20 protein-coding genes are annotated in these 19,823 nt (G+C 64.0%); 8 read left to right on the top strand and 12 right to left on the bottom strand.

The window, feature by feature from the left end; translation table 11 throughout:
* Window positions 1–119: 119 nt before the first annotated feature.
* A complete protein-coding gene (locus tag JAB6_RS21450; protein ID WP_034752862.1) occupies window positions 120–545 on the top strand; it encodes an organic hydroperoxide resistance protein in 426 nt (141 codons plus the stop codon).
* Window positions 546–607: 62 nt separating this feature from the next.
* Here the strand turns inward: JAB6_RS21450 and JAB6_RS21445 are convergent, their stop codons facing one another.
* Entirely contained in the window at window positions 608–1,441 is an 834-nt protein-coding gene (locus tag JAB6_RS21445) for a type 1 glutamine amidotransferase domain-containing protein (protein ID WP_070304447.1), read from the bottom strand.
* Window positions 1,442–1,561: 120 nt separating this feature from the next.
* Here JAB6_RS21445 and JAB6_RS21440 point away from each other — a divergent pair, with 120 nt between their 5' ends.
* The 3 genes from JAB6_RS21440 to JAB6_RS21430 are packed head-to-tail and all read left to right on the top strand — an operon-like array spanning window position 1,562 to window position 3,654.
* Complete coding sequence (locus JAB6_RS21440; protein WP_070304446.1) at window positions 1,562–2,470, top strand: LysR family transcriptional regulator; 909 nt, start codon at window positions 1,562–1,564, stop codon at window positions 2,468–2,470.
* Window positions 2,471–2,509: 39 nt separating this feature from the next.
* Entirely contained in the window at window positions 2,510–2,980 is a 471-nt protein-coding gene (locus JAB6_RS21435; RefSeq protein ID WP_070304445.1) for a GNAT family N-acetyltransferase, read from the top strand.
* Window positions 2,977–3,654, top strand: coding sequence for a diphthine--ammonia ligase (locus tag JAB6_RS21430; protein ID WP_070304444.1), 678 nt, complete (start codon window positions 2,977–2,979; stop codon window positions 3,652–3,654). Before JAB6_RS21435 ends, JAB6_RS21430 begins: the two co-directional genes overlap by 4 nt.
* 66 nt (window positions 3,655–3,720) lie before the next feature.
* Here JAB6_RS21430 and JAB6_RS21425 read toward each other — a convergent pair whose 3' ends face one another.
* The gene (locus JAB6_RS21425) at window positions 3,721–4,182 is read right to left on the bottom strand and encodes an FKBP-type peptidyl-prolyl cis-trans isomerase (RefSeq protein WP_034752853.1); all 462 of its coding nucleotides are present in this window, start codon (window positions 4,180–4,182) and stop codon (window positions 3,721–3,723) included.
* A 169-nt stretch (window positions 4,183–4,351) separates the two neighbouring features.
* Window positions 4,352–6,229 carry a potassium transporter Kup gene (locus JAB6_RS21420; protein WP_034753579.1) on the bottom strand — a complete coding sequence of 626 codons (1,878 nt, stop codon included), beginning with the start codon at window positions 6,227–6,229 and terminating at the stop codon, window positions 4,352–4,354.
* A 238-nt stretch (window positions 6,230–6,467) separates the two neighbouring features.
* Here JAB6_RS21420 and rarD point away from each other — a divergent pair, with 238 nt between their 5' ends.
* Entirely contained in the window at window positions 6,468–7,352 is an 885-nt protein-coding gene (gene rarD, locus JAB6_RS21415) for an EamA family transporter RarD (protein ID WP_070304443.1), read from the top strand.
* Between the two features lie 87 nt (window positions 7,353–7,439).
* Window positions 7,440–9,107 carry an energy-dependent translational throttle protein EttA gene (gene ettA / locus JAB6_RS21410; RefSeq protein WP_034752850.1) on the top strand — a complete coding sequence of 556 codons (1,668 nt, stop codon included), beginning with the start codon at window positions 7,440–7,442 and terminating at the stop codon, window positions 9,105–9,107.
* Window positions 9,108–9,179: 72 nt separating this feature from the next.
* Here ettA and JAB6_RS21405 read toward each other — a convergent pair whose 3' ends face one another.
* Window positions 9,180–9,761, bottom strand: a complete 582-nt coding sequence (locus JAB6_RS21405; RefSeq protein WP_034752848.1) for a porin family protein — start codon at window positions 9,759–9,761, stop codon at window positions 9,180–9,182.
* A 224-nt stretch (window positions 9,762–9,985) separates the two neighbouring features.
* On the opposite strand from JAB6_RS21405, the gene JAB6_RS21400 reads away from it, so the two are divergent.
* The gene (locus JAB6_RS21400; protein ID WP_070304442.1) at window positions 9,986–10,567 is read left to right on the top strand and encodes a molybdopterin-dependent oxidoreductase; all 582 of its coding nucleotides are present in this window, start codon (window positions 9,986–9,988) and stop codon (window positions 10,565–10,567) included.
* A 15-nt stretch (window positions 10,568–10,582) separates the two neighbouring features.
* On the opposite strand, the gene JAB6_RS21395 is transcribed toward JAB6_RS21400, so the two are convergent.
* Complete coding sequence (locus JAB6_RS21395; RefSeq protein ID WP_034752842.1) at window positions 10,583–10,945, bottom strand: hypothetical protein; 363 nt, start codon at window positions 10,943–10,945, stop codon at window positions 10,583–10,585.
* Between the two features lie 267 nt (window positions 10,946–11,212).
* On the opposite strand from JAB6_RS21395, the gene JAB6_RS21390 reads away from it, so the two are divergent.
* Complete coding sequence (locus tag JAB6_RS21390; protein ID WP_070304441.1) at window positions 11,213–12,667, top strand: sensor domain-containing diguanylate cyclase; 1,455 nt, start codon at window positions 11,213–11,215, stop codon at window positions 12,665–12,667.
* Window position 12,668: 1 nt separating this feature from the next.
* Here the strand turns inward: JAB6_RS21390 and JAB6_RS21385 are convergent, their stop codons facing one another.
* The 7 genes from JAB6_RS21385 to JAB6_RS21355 form a co-directional block, all read right to left on the bottom strand.
* A complete protein-coding gene (locus tag JAB6_RS21385) occupies window positions 12,669–13,511 on the bottom strand; it encodes a Rossmann-like and DUF2520 domain-containing protein (protein ID WP_070304440.1) in 843 nt (280 codons plus the stop codon).
* Between the two features lie 9 nt (window positions 13,512–13,520).
* On the bottom strand, window positions 13,521–14,108 hold the full coding sequence (locus tag JAB6_RS21380; RefSeq protein WP_083292886.1) for a DUF924 family protein: 588 nt from the start codon (window positions 14,106–14,108) through the stop codon (window positions 13,521–13,523).
* A 16-nt stretch (window positions 14,109–14,124) separates the two neighbouring features.
* On the bottom strand, window positions 14,125–14,865 hold the full coding sequence (locus tag JAB6_RS21375; RefSeq protein WP_034752834.1) for an MgtC/SapB family protein: 741 nt from the start codon (window positions 14,863–14,865) through the stop codon (window positions 14,125–14,127).
* The gene (locus tag JAB6_RS21370; RefSeq protein WP_034752831.1) at window positions 14,866–15,114 is read right to left on the bottom strand and encodes a hypothetical protein; all 249 of its coding nucleotides are present in this window, start codon (window positions 15,112–15,114) and stop codon (window positions 14,866–14,868) included. It lies immediately after the preceding gene.
* Window positions 15,114–16,925, bottom strand: coding sequence for an aminopeptidase P family protein (locus JAB6_RS21365; RefSeq protein ID WP_070304438.1), 1,812 nt, complete (start codon window positions 16,923–16,925; stop codon window positions 15,114–15,116). Before JAB6_RS21365 ends, JAB6_RS21370 begins: the two co-directional genes overlap by 1 nt.
* Window positions 16,926–17,033: 108 nt before the next feature.
* Window positions 17,034–19,082: a DUF4132 domain-containing protein gene (locus tag JAB6_RS21360; RefSeq protein WP_139143471.1), complete on the bottom strand. Its 2,049-nt coding sequence runs from the start codon at window positions 19,080–19,082 to the stop codon at window positions 17,034–17,036.
* Complete coding sequence (locus JAB6_RS21355) at window positions 19,069–19,767, bottom strand: Crp/Fnr family transcriptional regulator (protein WP_034752824.1); 699 nt, start codon at window positions 19,765–19,767, stop codon at window positions 19,069–19,071. The genes JAB6_RS21360 and JAB6_RS21355 overlap by 14 nt, the downstream gene beginning before the upstream one ends.
* Window positions 19,768–19,823 lie beyond the last annotated feature (56 nt).

Genomic DNA, 19,823 nt, shown 5'->3' with positions numbered 1-19,823 from the left:
TATTGCGTACATGGACGCCGGCAAGTGCTTCTGCAGACGGAGATCCTGGGGCGAGAGCCCACGAAACAAGTAGCACACTATTTAGTAGTCACCTATTTATCTACCTAAAGGAAACCATCATGTCGATCAAACAAGTCCTGTACCGCGCTCAAGCCACCGCCACCGGAGGCCGCGAAGGCCGTGCCGTGTCGTCCGACAATGTGCTGGACGTCAAGCTCACCACGCCAAAAGAACTGGGCGGCAATGGCGCCGTCGGTACCAATCCGGAGCAACTGTTCGCCGCCGGCTACTCGGCCTGCTTCATCGGCGCCATGAAATTCGTCGGCGGCCGCGACAAGATCGCCGTGCCAGCGGATCTGTCCATCGAAGGCAACGTCGGCATCGGCGCCATCGAAACAGGCTTCGGCATCGAAGTGGAACTGAAAATCTCGCTACCAGGCATGGAACGCGCCGCCGCCGAAGCACTGGTCGCCGCCGCCCACATCGTCTGCCCATACTCGAACGCCACGCGCGGCAACATCGACGTCACCCTGACGATCGTCTAATCCCCGCCGCATGAGTCGCACATCCCCGGCCGCGCCACCAGGCGCCGCCGGGGATTTTTGCTTTAGCGCAGCGCCTGCAGCAGCTTGCCCGCCAGGGCCGGCGCCGAGGCGGGATTCTGCCCCGTGATCAGTTCGCGGTCGACCACGACGTTGCTGGTCCACGGAGTCTGGTTCTGCACATACTGCGCGCCGGCCGCCTGCAAGCCCGACTGCGGGTAGAACTTCATCGTCCCGCCCTTCAGCGCACCTTGCGCAGCCAGTTCTTCCTGATTGCTGATCACCGTCATGCGGTAGCCGCTGTAGATCCAGTCCGCCGGCTTGGGCGGCGTGCGGCCCGCTTCCAGCGCGGCCGCAAACGCGCCCGCCTGCGGCAAGGCCGACAGCAGGGCGATGGGGCCATGGCACAGCAGCGCCGTCGGCTTGCCATCCGCGTGGAACTGGCGCAGCAAGGCGCCCAGGCTGGCGTCCTTCAACAGATCCTGCATCGGCGCGTGGCCGCCCGGCACCAGCACGGCCGCGTAGTGGCCATAACCGATCTGCTCCACCCGTTTCAGGCTGATCACGGGCGAGCGGCCCGGCACCGTCAGCGCCAGCTGGTCCAGCAGCGCCTTGTGCGCCGCGTGCGCGCTGGCGTCACCGCCAAAGTAATCGACCGTATCCGAGCTGGCGTCCAGGGTGGGCGCCTGGCCCTGCGGCGTGGCGAACGTCACCGTGTGGCCCGCGTCGAGCAGCTTTTTCACGGGCTGCATCAATTCATTCAGATAAAAACCCGTCGGGAAGACCTTGCCGTCGCGCAGCTTGAGGTGATTGGCGTCCGACAGCACGACGAGGACCTCGGCCGCCTGGGCGTTGGAAAAGGCGGCGAGCAACAGGCTGCTGATCAGTAATTTTTTCATGGTGTGGCCTTTCTGTAGAGAGGTCACCAGCATATTCCGAATCAAAATGGGGAAAAATGATGAATAATGCACAGCACTGATGCAGAATAAGACCGAATAGAAGCGCCGAATAGGAATGAAATGGACAAATTGCAGGCGATGCAGCTGTTTCGCCGCGTGGCCGAGCTGGGCAGCTTTCGCCGCGCCGCCGATGAACTGGACCTGTCAGCGTCATATGTGAGCCGGCGCATCGGCCAGCTGGAGCAGGAACTGGGCGGGCGCCTGATGACGCGCACCACGCGCCAGCTGGCCCTGACGGAAACGGGCGCCGCCTACCTCGAGCACTGCCGCAAGCTGCTCGACGAGCTGGCGCAAGCGGAAGACATGGTGGCCCACTCGACGGCGCACGTGACGGGCCGCCTGCGCATCAACGCGCCGCTGACCTTGGGCGTGGGCGAGCTGGCCGAGGGCCTGGCCGATTTCATGGCCGACTGGCCCGCGCTGCGCCTGGACGTCGACCTGAAGGATGAATATGTCGATCTGGCGGCCGCCAACTACGACCTGGGCTTTCGCGTCACCACCGCGCTCAACGATTCGAGCTACGTGGCGCGCCATATCCACGACTACCGCCTGCACATCTGCTGCGCGCCCGCCTACCTGGAACGCCACGGCCCCTTGCGGGAAGCCACGGACCTGACGCGCCAGCGCTGCTTCATCTACAGCCACGCGCTGTTCGGTAGCCGCTGGCCGCTGCGCCATGCGGGGCCGCACAGCGACATCGAAGTGCCGAACTGGGTCCGCACGAACAACACGCTGTTCATGCGCAGCCTGATCCTGCGCGGCCTGGGCATCGGCATCCTGCCCACCTTTGTCTGCCGCGAGGAACTGGCCAGCGGCGCCCTGGTCGAGCTGTTTCCGGACATCGAGCGGCCCAGTCTGGCGCTGTTCGCCATCTATCCGTCGCGCCAGCTGGTCGCGCCCCGCGTGACGCGCTGCATCGAGCACCTGAAGCAGTGGTATGCGCAGCGCTATCCCACGCCGGCCGCGTGAAGCCGGTAAAATCACGCCACTCTCAATCAAGGATGACCCATGATCAGCTGGCAATGGAACACGTTCGACGAACTCGGCCCCCACGATTTGTACCAGGTGCTGGCTCTGCGCCAGCGCGTGTTCGTCATCGAACAGCAGTGCATTTACCCGGACCTGGACGGCCATGACCAGCAAGCCATGCATTTGCTGGGCTGGCAAACGGTCGATGGCCAGCGCCGGCTGGCCGCCTACCTGCGCGTGCTGGCACCGGGCGCCAAGTATGTGGAAATGTCGCTGGGCCGCGTGCTGACGGCGCCCGAGGCGCGCACCACGGGCGCCGGCAAACAGCTATTAACGGAAGGCATCGCCCGCGCCGAACACCGGCACCCCGGCCACGCCATCCGCATCGGCGCGCAGCAGTACCTGGAGCGCTTCTACCAGTCGTTCGGCTTTGTCACCGTCAGCGCGCCGTACGACGAAGACGGCATACAGCACGTCGACATGCTGCGCGCGGTGGAGCAAGCGGCATGACGACGGCCCTGATTTCCTGGAGCGGCGGCAAGGATTCCTGCCTGGCCCTGTGGCGCGCGCGCAACGCCGGCATGGACGTGCCGCTGTTGATCACGGCCATGGATGAAGATGGCCGCAAGTCGCGCTCGCACGGCGTGCCGCCCGAGCTGCTCGCCGCGCAGGCGGCCAGCTTGGGCGCGCGCCTGCAGCGCTATCACGCCAGCTGGGCCAGCTACGAAGAGCAATTCATCGCCATGCTGCGCGCGGCCAAGGCCGAGGGCATAGCCCACGCGCTGTTTGGCGACATCGACCTGCAGCCGCACCGCGACTGGGAAGAAAAAGTCTGCGCGGCCGCCGGCCTGACGGCGCACCTGCCCCTGTGGGGCGGGGATCGCCGCGCGCTGGTCGACGAATTTCTCGCCGCCGGCTTCAAGGCCATCGTCGTGTGCATCAATGGCCAGCACCTGCCGCGCGCATTTTGCGGACGCGAGTTCGACGCTTCCTTCCTCGCCGACCTGCCGCCCGGCGTCGACGCCTGCGGCGAAAACGGCGAATTCCACACCTTCGTCTACGACGGTCCCGCCTTCAGCGCACCGGTGGCGCTGCGCCGCACGCAAGTGCTGCAATATGACGCGCCGGCCAATCTGGGCGGCGCCACGTATTACTTCCAGGAGCTGGCCCCGCCCGAGGCGTAAAGGGCCCGCCAAAGCAAAAAGGGCGATTCCGTGGAATCGCCCTTTTGTTTGCTGCCCTGCGCGTGCCTACTTTTTCGTCACGCTCACCAGCTTGATCTCGAACAGCAAGCCGGCATAGCCAGGAATCTTCGGCGCGCTGCCCGCCTTGCCATAACCGAGGTCATACGGAATGGCCAGCACGCGCGTGCCGCCGACCTTCATGCCGACCAGGCCGCGGTCCCAGCCCAGGATGACCTGGCCGATACCGAGAGGGAAACTAAAACCGGCGCCGGTCTGGTTCGCATCGAACTGCACGCCCTTGTTGCCCGGCTTGCTTGCGTCATACAGCCAGCCCGTGTAAGTCACCAGCAGGGTGTCGCCCGCTGCCGCTGCCGTACCGGTGCCGACCACCGGATCGGTAATGGTCAGTTCTTTCACTTGCGTATTCGGGTCGAGCACGACCGGCTTCTCGGTGTTGGCAGCAGCACCGCAAGCGGTCAGGGCCACGGCACAAGCGAGGGTGGCGATCATTTGAAATACCGATTTCATGGTTTCCCTTTAAATATTGGTGTGTGGCTGAGGCCCGTACGGTGCGGACCGGTGCGAGCAGCAGTTTAACAGGAGTCGCGCAGCCAATTTGTAAGCAGACGTAAGCGCGGCGGAAGATTACGCAACAATACAACATTGCCAAAATAACCATTCCGCCCCATTGTCACGTCTAGATTTCCACCTGCGTGCCCAGTTCGATCACCCGGTTGCTCGGGATCTGATAGTAGTCGGCCGCCGTGCGCGCATTGCGCGACATGGTGACGAACAGGTGCTCGCGCCATGGCATCATGCCGGCGCCCGGCGTCGAAATGATGGTCTGGCGCGCGATGAAGAACGACGTTTCCATCATCTCGAAATCCAGTCCCTGCTGCGCGCACTGGGCCAGCGCGGACGGAATGTCCGGTTCATCCTTGAAGCCGTAATGCACATTGACCTGGTAGCACTGGTGGCCCAGGTCCACCACGCGCACGCGCTCCGATGGCGCCACCCACGGCTCTTCATGCATGAAGACGGTGAGGAAAATGACGCGCTCATGCAACACCTTGTTGTGCAGCAAGTTATGCAGCAGCGCATGCGGCACGCCATCCGTTTCGCCGCGCAGGAAGATGGCCGTGCCCGGCACGCGCAGCGGCGGCGCGATGAACAGCGACGAAAGGAAATCGTCGAGCGGAATCGCATGCTTTTCCAGATTCTGGAACACCAGCTGGCGGCCGCGCTTCCAGGTCAGCATGACGATGAACAAAATCGAGCCCAGCAGCAGCGGGAACCAGCCGCCATGGAACAGTTTCAGGGCAGTTGCCGACACCAGGTTGACGTCGATGATCAGGAAAAAGCCCGTGGCGGCCCAGCACAGGGCCAGGTTCATCTTCCAGCGGTAGCGGATGACGAAGAACGTCAGGATCGTGGTCGACAGCATGGTGGCCGTGACGGCGATACCGTAGGCGGCGGCCAGGTTTTCCGAAGAACCGAAGCCGATGACGGCCAGCAGCACCACGGCCAGTTGCAGCCAGTTCACGGCGGGGATGTAGATCTGCCCGATTTCGCTTTCCGACGTGTGGCGCACACGCATGCGCGGCAAGAAGCCCAGCGCGATCGCCTGCTTGGTCATCGAGAAGGTGCCGGAAATGGTCGCCTGCGAGGCGATCACGGTGGCCATGGTCGACAGGATCACCAGCGGGTACACGCTCCACGCACCCAGCTGCTGGTAAAACGGATTCGTGACGGCTTCCGGATGCGCGAGCAGCAAGCCGCCCTGGCCCAGGTAATTCAGCGCCAGCGCGGGAAAGGCGATCAGGAACCAGGCCAGGCGGATCGGCTTCTTGCCGAAGTGGCCCATGTCGGCGTACAGCGCCTCGGCGCCCGTCAGCGCCAGCACCACGGCGCCCAGGGCAACGAAGGCAACGAAGCCGTTATTCATCAGGAAGGTCGCCGCGTGCAGGGGATTGAGCGCGGCCAGGATGGCTGGCGACTTGATGATGTTGACCACGCCCATGCCGGCCAGCGCGGCAAACCACAGCACCATGATGGGCGCAAAATAGCGGCCGATGCCGGCCGTGCCGTGCGATTGCACCGAGTACAGCGCCACCAGCACGACGATCGTCAGCGGTACCACGTACGGACTGAAGGCGGGCGTGGCCACTTCCAGGCCTTCGATGGCCGACAGCACGGAAATGGCCGGCGTGATCACGCTGTCGCCATAGAACAGGGTGGCGCCGAAGACGCCGATCACCATCAGCGGGAAATGCCAGCGCGACAGGCGGCTGACGGACGACAGCACCAGCGCCATCAGGGCCATGATGCCGCCCTCACCGCGGTTATCGGCGCGCAACACCAGGGTCACGTACTTGAGCGAGACGATCAGGGTCAGGCCCCAGAAGATCAGCGAGACGATGCCCAGCAAGTTCTCGGGCGACAGCATCAGGCCGTGGGCCGGGTCGAAGACGGTCTTCAAGGTGTACAGCGGACTGGTACCGATATCGCCGTAAACGATGCCGACGGCCGCCAGGGTCAGGCCAGCCAGGCCGCTTTTTTTATGTTCCGACGTCAAGATTGCACCCATTTTTGTTTTGTTGCATCGCACAATATGATAGGTATTAGCAAATAGCAAGAGTATTTTTGCATGGTTCCGCAGCTGCCCCAAAGTCGTGGTTTTGTGCCGCTCCGCCTTGCTGCGCGGGCTTGCGGCCATTGATTTGTTGCCATTCTACGCCTCGCCAGCGGCGCCGGGCAGCCCCCGATGTTTTCAGCCATAATGACAGACTGTCTACTCTCCTGCGAAGCCCATCATGAATCCAGGCATGTTGTACGCCTCCCTCGCCTTCCTGTGCTGGGGCCTGTTCCCCCTGTACTTTCATGCCATCGGCGAGATCGCGCCGCAGGAGATCCTGGCGCACCGCATGGTCTGGTCGCTATTGTTCCTCGGTATCGTGCTGACCGTGCGCCGGCAGTGGAGCTGGCTGGGCAGCCTGAAAGCGCAACCCAGGGTCGTGGCCAGTTTCGTCGCCAGTGCGTTTTTGCTCTCGGCCAACTGGTTCATCTATATCTGGGCCGTCAACAACGGCCACGTGGTCGACGCCAGCCTCGGCTACTTCATTACGCCCCTGATCAATGTCATGCTGGGCTTTCTGCTGCTGCACGAACGCCTGCGCCGCCTGCAGTGGCTGGCCATCGGCCTGGCCGCCTGCGGCGTGGCCTGGCTCACCTGGCAGGCGGGGCAAGTGCCCTGGATCGCCCTGCTGCTGGCGGCCTCGTTCGGCGGCTATGGCTTGCTGCGCAAGACGGCCGCGCTGGGCGCGCTGGAAGGCCTGTCGTTCGAAACATTGATTCTGTTCCCCCTGGCGCTGGCCTACATGCTGTGGCTGGCCTGGCATGGCCGGAGCGGCTTCGTCAATACAGATTCCACCGCCACGCGCGCGCTGCTGCTCGCGTCCGGCCCCATCACGGCCATTCCCCTGCTGCTGTTTGCCGCCGGCGCGCGCCGCCTGCCGCTGGCCGTGCTGGGGCTATTGCAATACATCGCGCCCACGGGCCAGCTCCTGATCGGCGTATGGGTCTTCCACGAATCGTTCACGCCCGAGCGCATGCTGGGCTTCCTCGTCATCTGGACGGCGCTGGGCCTGTATGCGGCCGAAGGCCTGTGGAGCAGCCGCCGCGCGCGGCTGGCCGCCTGACCGGCCCGTTCCGGCAGCGCACAGCGCTGGCCGGAAGCGGGCGTTTACCGTATCCTGTCCGTCTTTGTATATCACCCGAGATTTCTAATGGCAAATTACGTCTACACCATGAATCGCGTGGGCAAAATCGTCCCGCCCAAGCGCCAGATTCTGAAAGATATTTCCCTCTCCTTCTTCCCAGGCGCGAAGATCGGCGTGCTGGGCCTGAACGGCTCCGGCAAATCGACCCTGCTGAAAATCATGGCAGGCATCGACACCGACATCCAGGGCGAAGCCGTGCCAATGCCGGGCCTGAACATCGGCTACCTGCCGCAGGAACCGCAGCTGGATCCGGCAAAAACCGTGCGCCAGGAAGTGGAATCGGGCCTGGGCGAAGTGTTTGAAGCGCAAGCCAAGCTGGAAGCCGTGTACGCCGCATATGCCGAGGAAGACGCCGATTTCGACGCCCTGGCCACGGAACAGGCACGCCTGGAAGCGATCATCTCGACTTCCGACGGCGGCAATCTGAATCTGCAGCTGGAAATGGCCGCCGACGCACTGCGCCTGCCGCCATGGGACGCCACCATCGGCGTGCTGTCCGGCGGTGAAAAGCGCCGTGTGGCGCTGTGCAAGCTGCTGCTGTCGAAACCCGACATGCTGCTGCTCGACGAACCGACCAACCATCTGGATGCGGAATCGGTCGACTGGCTGGAACAATTCCTGCTGCGCTTCCCCGGCACCGTGGTAGCCATCACCCATGACCGCTACTTCCTCGACAACGCGGCAGAGTGGATTCTGGAGCTGGACCGCGGCCACGGCATTCCATGGAAGGGTAACTACTCGACCTGGCTGGACCAGAAGCAAGCCCGCCTGAAGCAGGAAGAGGCGACGGAATCGGCGCGCCAGAAAGCGCTGCAGAAGGAATTGGAATGGTCGCGCCAGAACCCGAAAGCGCGCCAGGCCAAGTCGAAAGCCCGCCTGGCCCGCTTCAACGAGCTGTCCGAGCACGAATACCAGAAGCGCAACGAAACGCAGGAAATCTTCATTCCCGTGGCAGAACGCCTGGGCAATGAAGTCATCGAGTTCAAGAACGTGTCGAAAGCGTTCGGCGACCGCTTGCTGATCGATAACCTGAGCTTCACCGTGCCGCCAGGCGCCATCGTCGGCATCATCGGCCCCAACGGCGCCGGTAAATCGACCCTGTTCAAGATGATCACCGGCAAGGAAACGCCGGACAGCGGCGAAGTGGCCATCGGCCAGACGGCGCGCGTGTCCATCGTCGACCAGAACCGCGATAGTCTCGCTGACAACAAATCCGTGTTCGAGGACGTGTCCGGCGGCGCCGACATGCTGACCGTGGGCCGCTTCGAAATGCCGTCGCGCGCCTACCTGGGCCGCTTCAACTTCAAGGGCTCGGACCAGCAAAAGCAAGTGGGCAACCTGTCCGGCGGTGAGCGCGGCCGTCTGCACCTGGCGAAAACCCTCTTAATGGGCGGCAACGTCCTGCTGCTCGATGAACCGTCGAACGATCTGGACGTGGAAACCTTGCGCGCGCTGGAAGACGCCCTGCTGGAATTTGCCGGCAGCGTCATGGTCATTTCCCATGACCGCTGGTTCCTCGACCGTATCGCCACGCACATCCTGGCGTTCGAAGGCAACTCGCAAGTCACCTTCTTCGACGGCAACTATCAAGAGTACGAAGCCGACAAGAAGAAACGCCTGGGCGAAGAAGGCGCGAAGCCGAAACGTATCCGGTACAAGCCTTTGACCACGTAATTTCGGTCTGGCCATGCAAAAAGGCAGTTACCTCGCGGTAACTGCCTTTTTTTTCAGCAAACTTCCAAGTGATTAGAAGTTGTAGCGTGCGCCTAAAGCGAGGCCGGTAGCCTTGCGGCCCTGGTCGGCGCTCTTGCCGAAGTGTTCCACTTCCGCCGTCAGCGAGACTTTCTCGTTGATCGCGTACTGGGCGCCGACGGAAGCGTACACGCCCGTCTTGTCGTTGCCGCTGATGCCGGTCGACAGGCCCGTGCCGCTCAAGCTATTCTTGACCTTGGCCACGCCCAGCTTGCCAAACACGCCGACCTTGTCGGTCACGGGCATGGTGGCCTTGCCGGCCAGGTAGTAGCCGTGCGAATCGCTTTTCACGGAACCGTTGCCGGCGCCGGTGACATAGCTGTAATCCTTGCTGCCGAAATCGGCATAGCCACCTTCGACCGCCCAGGTCTTATCGAAATCGTAACCGGCGAAGATCTTGGCGCCAGCCTTGTAGCCGCTGTGATTATCGGCGCTGGTGGCGCCAGGAATGTCGAAGTTATAACGGTTTCCCGTGACGCCGGCACCCACATAGGCGCCCTCGGCGTGTGCGGCGCTCATGCCGGTCAGTGCGGTAACGGAAGCGATCATTGCAAACAGGATTTTCTTCTTCATCATGTTCTCTCTCTCAATTAGTGAATGGTGCCTGGATTCGCAGTTCAGCGAAGTGCGATGAGGACACAATAACAGCCGAAAAAAGCTACGTCTTTCACCATTCCGTAAGAACTGTGACAAGATGTAAGCCGAGATTCAAAACTGACAATAACCGTAAAATGCGCACCGTTGAGCGAACTTAAGATAGACTTAAGGACATTATCGATTTTCAGTCAGAGGAGAAGTGCATGCATAAACGCCAGTTTCTCGTCGCCGCCATGGCCGGCGCGGCCCTGCCCGCCATCGCCCAGGCGGCACCCGCCGGCCTGCGCGGCCCGGCCTTGCTGACCGTCACGGGCAGCATCGACAAGCCGAACCGGGGTCCGTTCGACGCCGTGCGCGACCAGATGATGCACAAGCAAAAGATCAGTTTTGAGCGGGCGCGGGCATTCGACTTTGCGGCGCTGGCGAACTTGCCGGCGCGCACAATCCACCCCACCCTGGAATACGACGGCAAGGCGCATGCCCTGCGCGGACCATTGCTGGTCGATGTCTTGAAGGCGGCGGGCGCGCCCGAGGAAGGTGAGATTCGCTTGCTGCTGCGCGCCGTCGATGGCTATGCGGCGGCGCTGACCATGGCGCAGGCGCGCGCGCAGCGTTTTATTGTCGCCACCCACCTGGACGGGCAGGCGATGGCGCTGGGCGGGCTGGGGCCGCTATGGGCGATCCATGATGCGGACCGCATCGCGGCCGTGGCGGCGCTGCCCCTGACCGAACGTTTTGCCAGCTGCCCATGGGCGCTGTATCACATCGGCGTGGAGGCGGGTTGACGCGGTTGAGGCAGATTAGGCGTAGGCTTCCGCCATCGACATCACCCGTGGGGAGATCGTGATGCCATGCTCTTCGAACAGCGCCGTGATGGCCGCCACGTTCTGCGTGCACTCCTCGGTTTTCCAGCCCTTGAAGATATCCGTGCCATCCTTCTGGAAATGCAGGTCCAGCACTTTGCCCCCATCCTTGTGCAGGTAGGGCGAGCTATAGGTGTTCTCGAAGCCGAGCGCCTTCAATTGCCCCAGCAAGGCTGATGGTGGATGGTCGGGATCGGTGGCGAGAAAAATGCCGAAGGTCTTGCCAGGCGGCTTGGCGGCGATGTCGACCTCGTAGATGCCGGGGGCCTTGCTGACGGACGTACTCTTTAAAAATAACATGCAACACTCCCTGCGCGTAATATCCTGCGCCTGAAACGGGCGGCAAGACAGGGGCGGTGCGCAATGATTCCCCTCATCAAATCTTATTGCTAATTGGCATCTTTGTCGACAAATCGGCACTTTTATTTGGTAAGTCGTGGTTATCTTGTCGCGTTAGCCAGGGTAAATTATCAATAAAACCAGTTATCATTGCGCCAATACCTGCCCTGCTGCATACTTTTGGCTTGCGTCACGATAGCCTTCCCGCCGGCCACTCCCCCCGTCTCCATGCGTCTTCTGTCGATCAAATACCGCCTGCTCATCCTCCTGACCCTGATCCTGGGGGCGGGCTTCATGGCGACCAGCCTGGCCAGCTACCTGGCCTCGCGCCAAGCCATCGAACACGGCATCGCCGACCAGACCCTGCCGCTGACGGGCGACAATATTTACTCCGAAATCCAGAAGGACATGCTGCGCCCCGTCTTCATCTCGTCGCTGATGGCGCACGACACCTTCGTGCGCGACTGGATACTGGCAGGTGAAAACAAGCCGGAACAGATCGTGCGCTACCTGGCCGAGGTCAAGAAGAAATACGGCGCCATCACCAGCTTTCTCGTCTCGGACAAGAGCAGCCAATATTATTATGCGGAAGGCACCTTGAAATCCGTCAGCCCGCAGGCGACGCGCGACATCTGGTACTACCGCGTGCGCGCCATGGACAAGACCGATTATGAAACGAACGTCGATATCGACATGGCCAACCGCGACAGCATGACCATCTTCATCAACCACCGCGTGGTTGACTACGACGGCAAGTTCATCGGCGCCACCGGCATCGGCCTGACCCTGGACACCATGAGCCACATCATCGACCGCTACCAGGCGCGCTTCCACCGCAACATCTATTTTGTCGATGCCGCCGGCACGCTGGTATTGGCGGGCAAGACCATGCGCAACGGGCGCGGCAACATCCGCAGCCTGCCCGGCGTGAGCGCCATTGCCGGGCAGATCATCAACCACCGCAGCGAACCGACTCATCTGTCGTACCAGCTGGGCCGCGCGGAAATCCTCGTCAATTCGCGTTTCATTCCCGAACTGGGCTGGTACCTGGTGGTCGAGCAAAATGTCAGCGACGAAGTCCAGTCGCTGCAGCGCGTGTTCATCTTCAACCTGGCCATCAGCTTTGGCGTCACCCTGCTGGTCCTGGGCTTGACCCTGCTGACGGTAAACCGCTACCAGCGCCGCATCGAGCGCATCGCCTCCACGGATGCGCTGACCGGGCTATTGAACCGCCAATCGCTGGAATTGCTGTTCCAGCGCGCCATGCTCCTGTCCAGACGCAACGAGCAGCCGATGTCCGCCATCCTCTTCGACATCGATTTCTTCAAGCGCGTCAACGATACCCACGGCCACCTGTGGGGCGACAAGGTCATCCGTGGCGTAGCCGACGTGGCGCGCGCCACCGTGCGCGAAAGCGACGTCATCACGCGCTGGGGCGGCGAGGAATATTTGGTACTGCTGAATAACTGCAGCCTGGCGCAAGCGGCGGAAGTGGCGGAAAACCTGCGCGCCGCCATCGAAGGCCACGATTTCGGCCTGCCCGCGCCGCAGCTACCCGTGACGATCAGCCTGGGCGTGGCCGAGTACCGGCCGGAGGAAAGCGAATCGGCCTTTTTTTCACGTGCCGACAGCGCCTTGTACCAGGCCAAGCATCACGGCCGCAACGGCGTGCACGCGGCCTGAGTCATCCACCGCGCTTGCGCCTGGCCAGGTCCTGCGTGGGCGCCACCAGCGCGCGGTACAGCTCGCCAGTGGCGGCATCCCAGCTTTGCACCGCCAGCTGCTGGCGTTGCACGGTGGCAGAATCGCCGCGTGCGATGGGGCCGGACAGCGCTGGCGCGGCGCCCAGGCGGAATACATTGGCCACCGCTTCCGTCACCAGCGGCTGCGCCAGTTCGCGCGCCACCGGCTCGGGAATGCCGGCCGCCTGATACGCGCGCAAGGCCGCGTCGAGCACCGTCACCAGGTAATTGCTGGCGAAGACGGCGGCGGCGTGATACAGGGTCTTGGCGGCCGGATCGATGGGCACGGGGCGCGCGCCGATGGCATTCAAGGCCGGCGTGAGGAAGGCCAGCGCCAGCGGGTCGCCTTCGACGCCGCAAAACGTGCCGTCAAAGGTGGCGGCCACCTGTGCCGGGTCGGCAAAGCTGCGGATCGGGTGGGCGCTGGCGACAAACGCGCCGGCCTGCGTGGCCGCCAGCAGCACGTTCGAGGCCAGCGCGCCGCTGCAGTGAAACACGATGGCGCCCGCCTGGCGTCCCTCGGCCACCAGCGCCGCGCAGGCCGGGCCGATCTGGTCGTCGGAGACGGCCAGCATGGTGACGTCGGCGTGGCGCAAGGCAGCATAGCTGTCGACGGGCGTACCGGCGCCGATGAAAGCGACGGCCGCTTGCGCCGAGGCCATCGACCGCGTCAGCACATCCTGCACCAGGATTTTTCCACCATGCGTCCCCTCGGTTTGCGCAAACAGCCTGCCCAGCACGCGGCCCACGTGGCCGGCGCCGATGATATTGAGTGTGACGTTCATGATGATTTTCTAAAAGCTCGATCCCGGCTGGCGCAAAAATTCCAGCTCTTGCGGCGTGGACGCGCGGCCGAGGATGGCGTTACGGTGCGGGAAGCGGCCAAAGCGGGCGATCACTTCCTGGTGGCGCTCGGCGTAGTCGAGCATGCCGTCAAAGCCGGGCTGCGCCTGCGACAGCAGCTGGAACAGCTCGACGGCGCGCGCCTGCATTGCCAGGTCTTCCACGTGTTCGAACGGCAGGTAGGCAAAAGCGCGCAGCATCGGCGGCAGTTGTCCATCCTGCCCAGCTTGCGTCAAGGCGATGGCCAGCGCCAGCGCCTGAGCGTCGCCGGCAAAGGCGCGCGGCGTGCCGCGATACACATTGCGCGTGAACTGGTCGAGCACGATGAGGCGCGCCAGCGCGCCGTGCGGCGTCGCATCCCATTCGCGCAAGCCGCCGTCGATGGCGGCATCGATCAGCGCGCCGAAACGCGCGCGTATCTGCGCGTCGAAAGCATCATCCTTGCGGAACCATTCCGCGCGCGATTGGCCATAGTCTGGGTTATCCGGCGGCTGGAACCAGAAATCGAGTACCTCTTGGGCCTGTGCATCCATGTCCATCCTCTCAGCATCCATGTCAATTGCGGGCATGCGACAGCTGGAAGCCGGCGATGCCTTCGAAGGCGGCCAGTTCGGCCGACATGGCCGACAGGCTGGCGCCCGTGTTCTTGCCATGCGCGATGGCGACAAAGCGCCATTCCTGCATGCCTTCGTTGCTGCCGATGGTCAGCGAGCCGCCGGCAATGTCGTAGCCGCGCTTGGCGGCCATGCGCCGCAGCGCATCTTCACGGGGAATGAATCCTTGCTTGAAGCGCATGGTGATGGCCACGGCGTGGCGCGACGGCAGCCAGTTCTCCAATTTTGACAGAAAAATCATCGCCATCGCGCACAAAAAGGCCAGGCCCATGGCCGACAGATAAAAGCCGATGCCGACCATGATGCCGATCACGGACGAAGCCCAGATCGAGGCGGCCGTCGTCAGGCCGCTGATATTGAACCCCTCGCGCATGATGACGCCGGCGCCGAGGAAACCCACGCCCGTGACGATGCCCTGGATCACGCGCGTGGGGTCGCTGCCGACGATGGCGCCATGGCCGCCGTACCAGAACTCGGGATAGCCGCCCAGCACCGTCAGCGCGGCCGAGGCCATGCAGACAAGGCTGTAGGTGCGCATGCCCGCCGCGCGCCCGTGATACGAACGCTCGTAACCCACCAGCAAGCCCAGCAGCAGCGCGCCCAGCAGGTTCAGCAGGATCACGCCATTCGTCGCCAGCTCGGCCGGCGACCAGTAGGCGCGCAGGAAGTCGATGGTCGGCATTTAGGGCTTTTTCGTCAGCTGCTTTTCAAACGCCACATCGAGCTTGCTGACGCGGCGCGCCTTTTGCGGTCCCAGGCCATTGACGAAGGCGACAAAGGCATCGAGTTCCAGCGGCGGGCACAAAGGCGGCAAGCCGGGGCCTTCGGTGAGGAAAAACAGTTCATCGCCCGTGCGCGCCATCGTGTAGAGGCGGTTGCCGGTGCGTTCCTTGAGCCGTTCGATGGCGGAGGTGGCGCGGGTCGAGCGCATCAGATGGCTCCCGTGCGCTGTTCCAGCCACGCCAGCGCACCGCCGGCCAAGTGCGGCGCCAGGCGCGCGCGCACGGTGGCGTGATAGTCGTTGAGCCAGGCCGCCTCGTCATCGCGCAACAGCGAGCGTTCCACGCAGCGCGTGTCGATCGGGCACAGGGTCAAGGTCTCGAAACGCAGGAATTCGCCGAACTGCGTCGTTTCCGCCGCGACGTTGAGCACCAGGTTCTCGATGCGGATGCCCCACTGGCCAGGGCGATAAATGCCCGGTTCGATGGACGTGATCATGCCCGCTTCCATGGCCGTCTGCGGCTCCGGCATGGCGGACTGCGAAATCGATTGCGGCCCTTCATGGACGTTGAGGAAAAATCCCACGCCGTGGCCCGTGCCGTGGCCAAAGTCGATGCCTTCGGCCCACAGCGGTGCGCGGGCAATAGAGTCGAGCATGGGCGACTTCACGCCGCGCGGGAACTGCGCGCGCGACAGGGCGATCATGCTGCGCAAGACCAGGGTGAAATCGCGCTTGTGCTGGGCCGTGATCGTGCCGACGGGGACCACGCGCGTGATGTCCGTCGTGCCGCCCCAATACTGGCCGCCCGAGTCGATCAGCAGCAAGCCGTCGCCTTCGATGGTGGCTGCCGAATCCGCATGCGCGTGGTAATGCATGATGGCGCCATGCGCATTGAAGCCGGCGATGGTGCCGAAGCTGGGGCTGACAAAACCGGTGCGGCGGGCACGCGCGGCCGTCAGGTGTTCGTCGACGCCGATTTCCGTCAACGGCGCGCGCTGCGGGTCGGCCAGGGTGGCATCCAGCCAGCTGAAAAATTCGCACAGGGCGGCGCCGTCCTGCTCCATGGCGGCGCGCACGTGGGTCGCTTCGCCGTCCGTCTTGCGCGACTTGGCCAGGGTGGTCGGGTTGATGGCTTCCACCACCCGCACGCCCTCGGCCACGGCCTGGCGCGTGCCGAACGTGATGCGGCGCGGGTCGAGCAGCAAGGTGGCGCCAGCCGGCAAGGCGGCCAGCGCGGCCGCCGTGCGGTCATACGCGGCCACGTCGACGCCTTCGCTTTTCAGGGTGGCGCGCAGGGCGGCCGGCACTTTGCCGTCGGCGACGAACAGGGTGGCGCGCTCCGGTCCCACCAGCGCATGCGCGAGGAAGACGGGGTTGTAACTGACGTCGGCGCCGCGCAGGTTGAACAGGTAGGCGATATCGTCGAGGGTGGAAATCACATGGTGGCTGGCGCCGTGGACGGTCATGCTGGCGCGCAGGGCCGCCAGTTTTTGCGTACGCGACAGCGACGGATAGGCGGCCGCATGCTCAACCACGGGCGCGGCCGGCATGGCCGGGCGATCGGGCCAGACGGCTTGCAGCACGTCGGTGTCCGTGCGCAGGGTCACTTGCTCACCCAGCGCCTGCTGCAGCAGGCGCGCATTGGCCAGGCCCAGCACGGCACCGTCGACGGCCACCGTCTGCCCCGGCTGCATGGTCTCGCCCAGCCAGTCGATATACAGCACGCTGGCGCCGGACGGGATTTTCTTGAGGACGATGCCGCTGCCGGCCAGCTCGTCTTCCGCCTGTTCCCAGTAACGGCCATCGGTCCACACACCGGCGACATCCTGCGTCACGACCAGGGTGCCGACGGAACCCGTAAAGCCCGACAGCCACTCGCGGCCCTGCCAGCGCGCCGGCAGGTACTCGGACAAATGCGGGTCGGCCGATGGCACGATCAGCGCATCGATATGCTGCGCGCGCATGGCGGCGCGCAGCAAGGTCAAACGGGAGGCGGGATTACTGTGAACGGATGTCTGCATGGCGGCGAAAAGGTGCTGTGCTGGGAAGCGATCATGATACTCCGATTGCCGGCAATGCAGTACTCACACAGCCTCAGGGCCAGGATCAGACAGGATGCGGGGTCATCTTCAACGCTTGAGCAGCTGGCCGGCGAGGCCGACGATTTTTTCCAGCAGTGCCTCATCGTGCGGCAGCCACGGCACGGCGCCCAGCTTGTTCCCCTTCGCAAGCACCTCGGTCGCCACTTCGGCGCCGTCCAGTGTGACCCTGCCGGTGACCAGGTGAATCGCGTGCCTGCCTACCGTCAGGTGACGCGGTTCGAGCGCCATGCGCCCGGCTTCGATCTGCTGGGCAAACACCTGACACAGCACGGTGCGCCGCATGCCCGCCATCGGCCCCGGTGCCAGATTGGCCAGGTAAAACAGGCGCTCTTCGCGCTGCACGCTTTGCTCTTCTTCCACCAGCGCCAGGGCGCTGGCGCTGACCAGCAGGTCCACCGCGCGGCACGCTTCCGAATACGCCACCGGCGCCATCGGCATCATCTGCGCGGGCGCCAGTCCATTTGACGTGCAGGCGCCGCCCGCGCCTGGATATACGCGTCCTCCGAGGCGCAGCAATACGCGCCAGGCGCCGAACTGGCGCGACAAGCCTTCATCGTCATCCAGCCGCCAGCCTTCGCGGCGGGCCAGTCCCAGCAAGGTAGGCAGCGACAACTGGTAACCGGAAAATGGGGCGCTATCGTCGCCGGACGGTGCATATATTTCACGATACACCTGGCGCAGCGGCTGGCGCACGCGCCGCTGCGCGAGCAACGCCTGCCAGGCGGCGCGCTGCTCCCCGCTGCCGTGCAGGGGATGCCACAGGCCGATGTCGCCTTGCTCAGGCAATTGCACTGGCTGCCCCTGCGCATCGATGGTCCCCTCGCCATCAAGCATGAAAGCCTGGCCGTCGGCCGTGCGCCAGACCAGCGCGCGCGCCACCGTCTCGATATCGGCATCGTCGCGCAAGACGCGCCATTGGTCCAGGCCAAACCACACCTCGCTGGCGTAGCCCGCTTCCAGGCGGCGCGCCAGCATGGCCTGGCGCCGCTTGCCCATGGGGCCGGGCATGCCGATCCTCCAGGCGATATCGGGCCGCTCGGCCAGCGCCCGTTCGGCCGGTTTCAGATTGCGTTCCAGCTTCTTGCGGATGCCCGCATGGCGTACCTGCGCCAGCGCCGTGCGCAGGGCCAGCAAGCTTTCGGGCGTGGGGATGGTTTCCACCGCATGGCCCAGCGCCATCGCCAGCGATTGCGACGGCGCGCTTTTTGCCGCGCCGGGCGCCACGCAGGCCAAGGGCAGCAAGACGGTGATCACGGGCCGGAACCAGGCATCATCGCGATAGGCGGCGACCCGCGCGGCGCGCGCCAGCACCGGAGAGTCTGCCGTGGCAAAGGCGGCATCGGCCGCATACGGCACGCTGCCGTCATGGATGGCGGCGATATGACGCGCCGCCTGTTCCAGTATCGTGCGCGCAAAATCGACATACGCCGCATCGTCGGCCAGCACCTCGGCGGGATCCGCCTCGCCGATACTGTTGCGGTTCCAGAAGCTGCTATGGGGCGAACCGGCCAGCGCCAGCAGGGACGCTTGCGCCAGCTGCGGCAGCAGTGCCAATTCCTGCAAGGTCAATGGCATCGGATAACGGGCGTGGCGCTCCTCCATTGCCTGCGCATATTGCGCAGGGGCGTCGTCGCCGGCAAGGCGCGCCAGCAGCCAGGCCTGGTAGGGCCGCTCGGCCCAGCCCGAGGTTTCGCCGAGAATGCGCCGCGCCTGCGCCGCCGTGCCTGCCGGTGCCTCGCCCTGCAGGCAGGCCAGGCAGCCGATGACATACTCCCATTCCCCGTTGTACTCAGCGGCCGCGTCGAGCGCGTCGAGGAACACGGCGCCGGCCAGCAACGGCGCCAGTCCGGCCTCAGTCACCTGTTCCAGCAGCGTGTGCGCCAGATTAAACCGCGCAATATCATCATGGCCGAAGCGCGCCGCGCGGTGCAATGCACCCCAGATGGCGCCCAGTTCTTCCGGTGTCCAGTCGTTGAAATCGACAGGCGGCCCCGCGAACCGCGCATGGTCGACGGCAGCACCCTCGAGGCGCGCACGCAGCGCTGCGGCACGGCTGGAGACTTCAGTCTCCATCATCGGCCTCGTAGCGGCGCAAGCCTTCCAGGTCCAGCACGCGGATGCCGCCGTAATCGAGTCGCAATAAACCCTTTTTTTCCAGCACCTGCAAGGCCTGGTTGGCGCGCTGGCGCGAGGAACCGGACAGCAGGCCGATTTCTTCCTGCGACAGTTGCACCAAGGTGTCCACGCTCGGGTACAGATGCGAATGGAACATCGACGCCAGGCAGCGCGCCACACGCGTGTTCAGGTCGAGCAGGCGCTCGTTTTCCATCATGCCGATGAACTGGCCCAGGCGCTCGTTGAGCTGCATCAGCAGGAAGCGCGTGAATGGCAGGCTCGTTTCCAGCAGCCAGTGGAAGGTACTGGCAGGCAGGCGCGCCACGCGCGTATCGCGCACGGCGATGGTGTCGTATTTGCGCATCTCGCGCTTGAGCAGCGAACCTTCGCCAAACCAGCTGCCCGGTGACAAGCCCGTAAACGTCATGGCCTTGCCCGAGGCGGAAAAATTATTCATCTTGACCATGCCGCTGATGACGCCGATCCAGTTGTCCACCGGCTCGCCCTTGCGGCAGACAAAGCCGCCTTTCGGCACGAAAGTCTCGAACACATCGGCCTCGACCCGGGCCATTTGCACGGGGTCGAGCAATTGCGCCCAGTGGGCCGCGCGCACGGCATCCTTGAGGCTGATATCAGGATTGATCATTGTGCGATGCACCATCGAAAAGTGGGTAAATGTCCCCGAAAAGACAACTTGGCAAA

This window comes from Janthinobacterium sp. HH104, assembly GCF_001758715.1.
GTDB classification, from domain to species: domain Bacteria; phylum Pseudomonadota; class Gammaproteobacteria; order Burkholderiales; family Burkholderiaceae_D; genus Janthinobacterium; species Janthinobacterium aestuarii.
The sequence above is the reverse complement of the archived record's forward strand: the minus strand, read 5'-3'. Positions and strand labels throughout refer to the sequence as shown.

Coding starts and splice junctions, on each gene's coding strand:
- JAB6_RS21380 (WP_083292886.1), bottom strand. CDS start 14,108: ATGGACATGGATGCACAGGCCCAAGAGGTACTCGATTTCTGGTTCCAG.
- ettA (WP_034752850.1), top strand. CDS start 7,440: ATGGCAAATTACGTCTACACCATGAATCGCGTGGGCAAAATCGTCCCG.
- JAB6_RS21425 (WP_034752853.1), bottom strand. CDS start 4,182: ATGAAATCGGTATTTCAAATGATCGCCACCCTCGCTTGTGCCGTGGCC.
- JAB6_RS21375 (WP_034752834.1), bottom strand. CDS start 14,865: ATGCCGACCATCGACTTCCTGCGCGCCTACTGGTCGCCGGCCGAGCTG.
- JAB6_RS21400 (WP_070304442.1), top strand. CDS start 9,986: ATGCATAAACGCCAGTTTCTCGTCGCCGCCATGGCCGGCGCGGCCCTG.
- JAB6_RS21405 (WP_034752848.1), bottom strand. CDS start 9,761: ATGATGAAGAAGAAAATCCTGTTTGCAATGATCGCTTCCGTTACCGCA.
- JAB6_RS21370 (WP_034752831.1), bottom strand. CDS start 15,114: ATGCGCTCGACCCGCGCCACCTCCGCCATCGAACGGCTCAAGGAACGC.
- JAB6_RS21395 (WP_034752842.1), bottom strand. CDS start 10,945: ATGTTATTTTTAAAGAGTACGTCCGTCAGCAAGGCCCCCGGCATCTAC.
- JAB6_RS21390 (WP_070304441.1), top strand. CDS start 11,213: ATGCGTCTTCTGTCGATCAAATACCGCCTGCTCATCCTCCTGACCCTG.
- JAB6_RS21355 (WP_034752824.1), bottom strand. CDS start 19,767: ATGATCAATCCTGATATCAGCCTCAAGGATGCCGTGCGCGCGGCCCAC.
- JAB6_RS21445 (WP_070304447.1), bottom strand. CDS start 1,441: ATGAAAAAATTACTGATCAGCAGCCTGTTGCTCGCCGCCTTTTCCAAC.
- JAB6_RS21430 (WP_070304444.1), top strand. CDS start 2,977: ATGACGACGGCCCTGATTTCCTGGAGCGGCGGCAAGGATTCCTGCCTG.
- rarD (WP_070304443.1), top strand. CDS start 6,468: ATGAATCCAGGCATGTTGTACGCCTCCCTCGCCTTCCTGTGCTGGGGC.
- JAB6_RS21440 (WP_070304446.1), top strand. CDS start 1,562: ATGGACAAATTGCAGGCGATGCAGCTGTTTCGCCGCGTGGCCGAGCTG.
- JAB6_RS21435 (WP_070304445.1), top strand. CDS start 2,510: ATGATCAGCTGGCAATGGAACACGTTCGACGAACTCGGCCCCCACGAT.
- JAB6_RS21450 (WP_034752862.1), top strand. CDS start 120: ATGTCGATCAAACAAGTCCTGTACCGCGCTCAAGCCACCGCCACCGGA.
- JAB6_RS21360 (WP_139143471.1), bottom strand. CDS start 19,082: ATGATGGAGACTGAAGTCTCCAGCCGTGCCGCAGCGCTGCGTGCGCGC.
- JAB6_RS21365 (WP_070304438.1), bottom strand. CDS start 16,925: ATGCAGACATCCGTTCACAGTAATCCCGCCTCCCGTTTGACCTTGCTG.
- JAB6_RS21385 (WP_070304440.1), bottom strand. CDS start 13,511: ATGAACGTCACACTCAATATCATCGGCGCCGGCCACGTGGGCCGCGTG.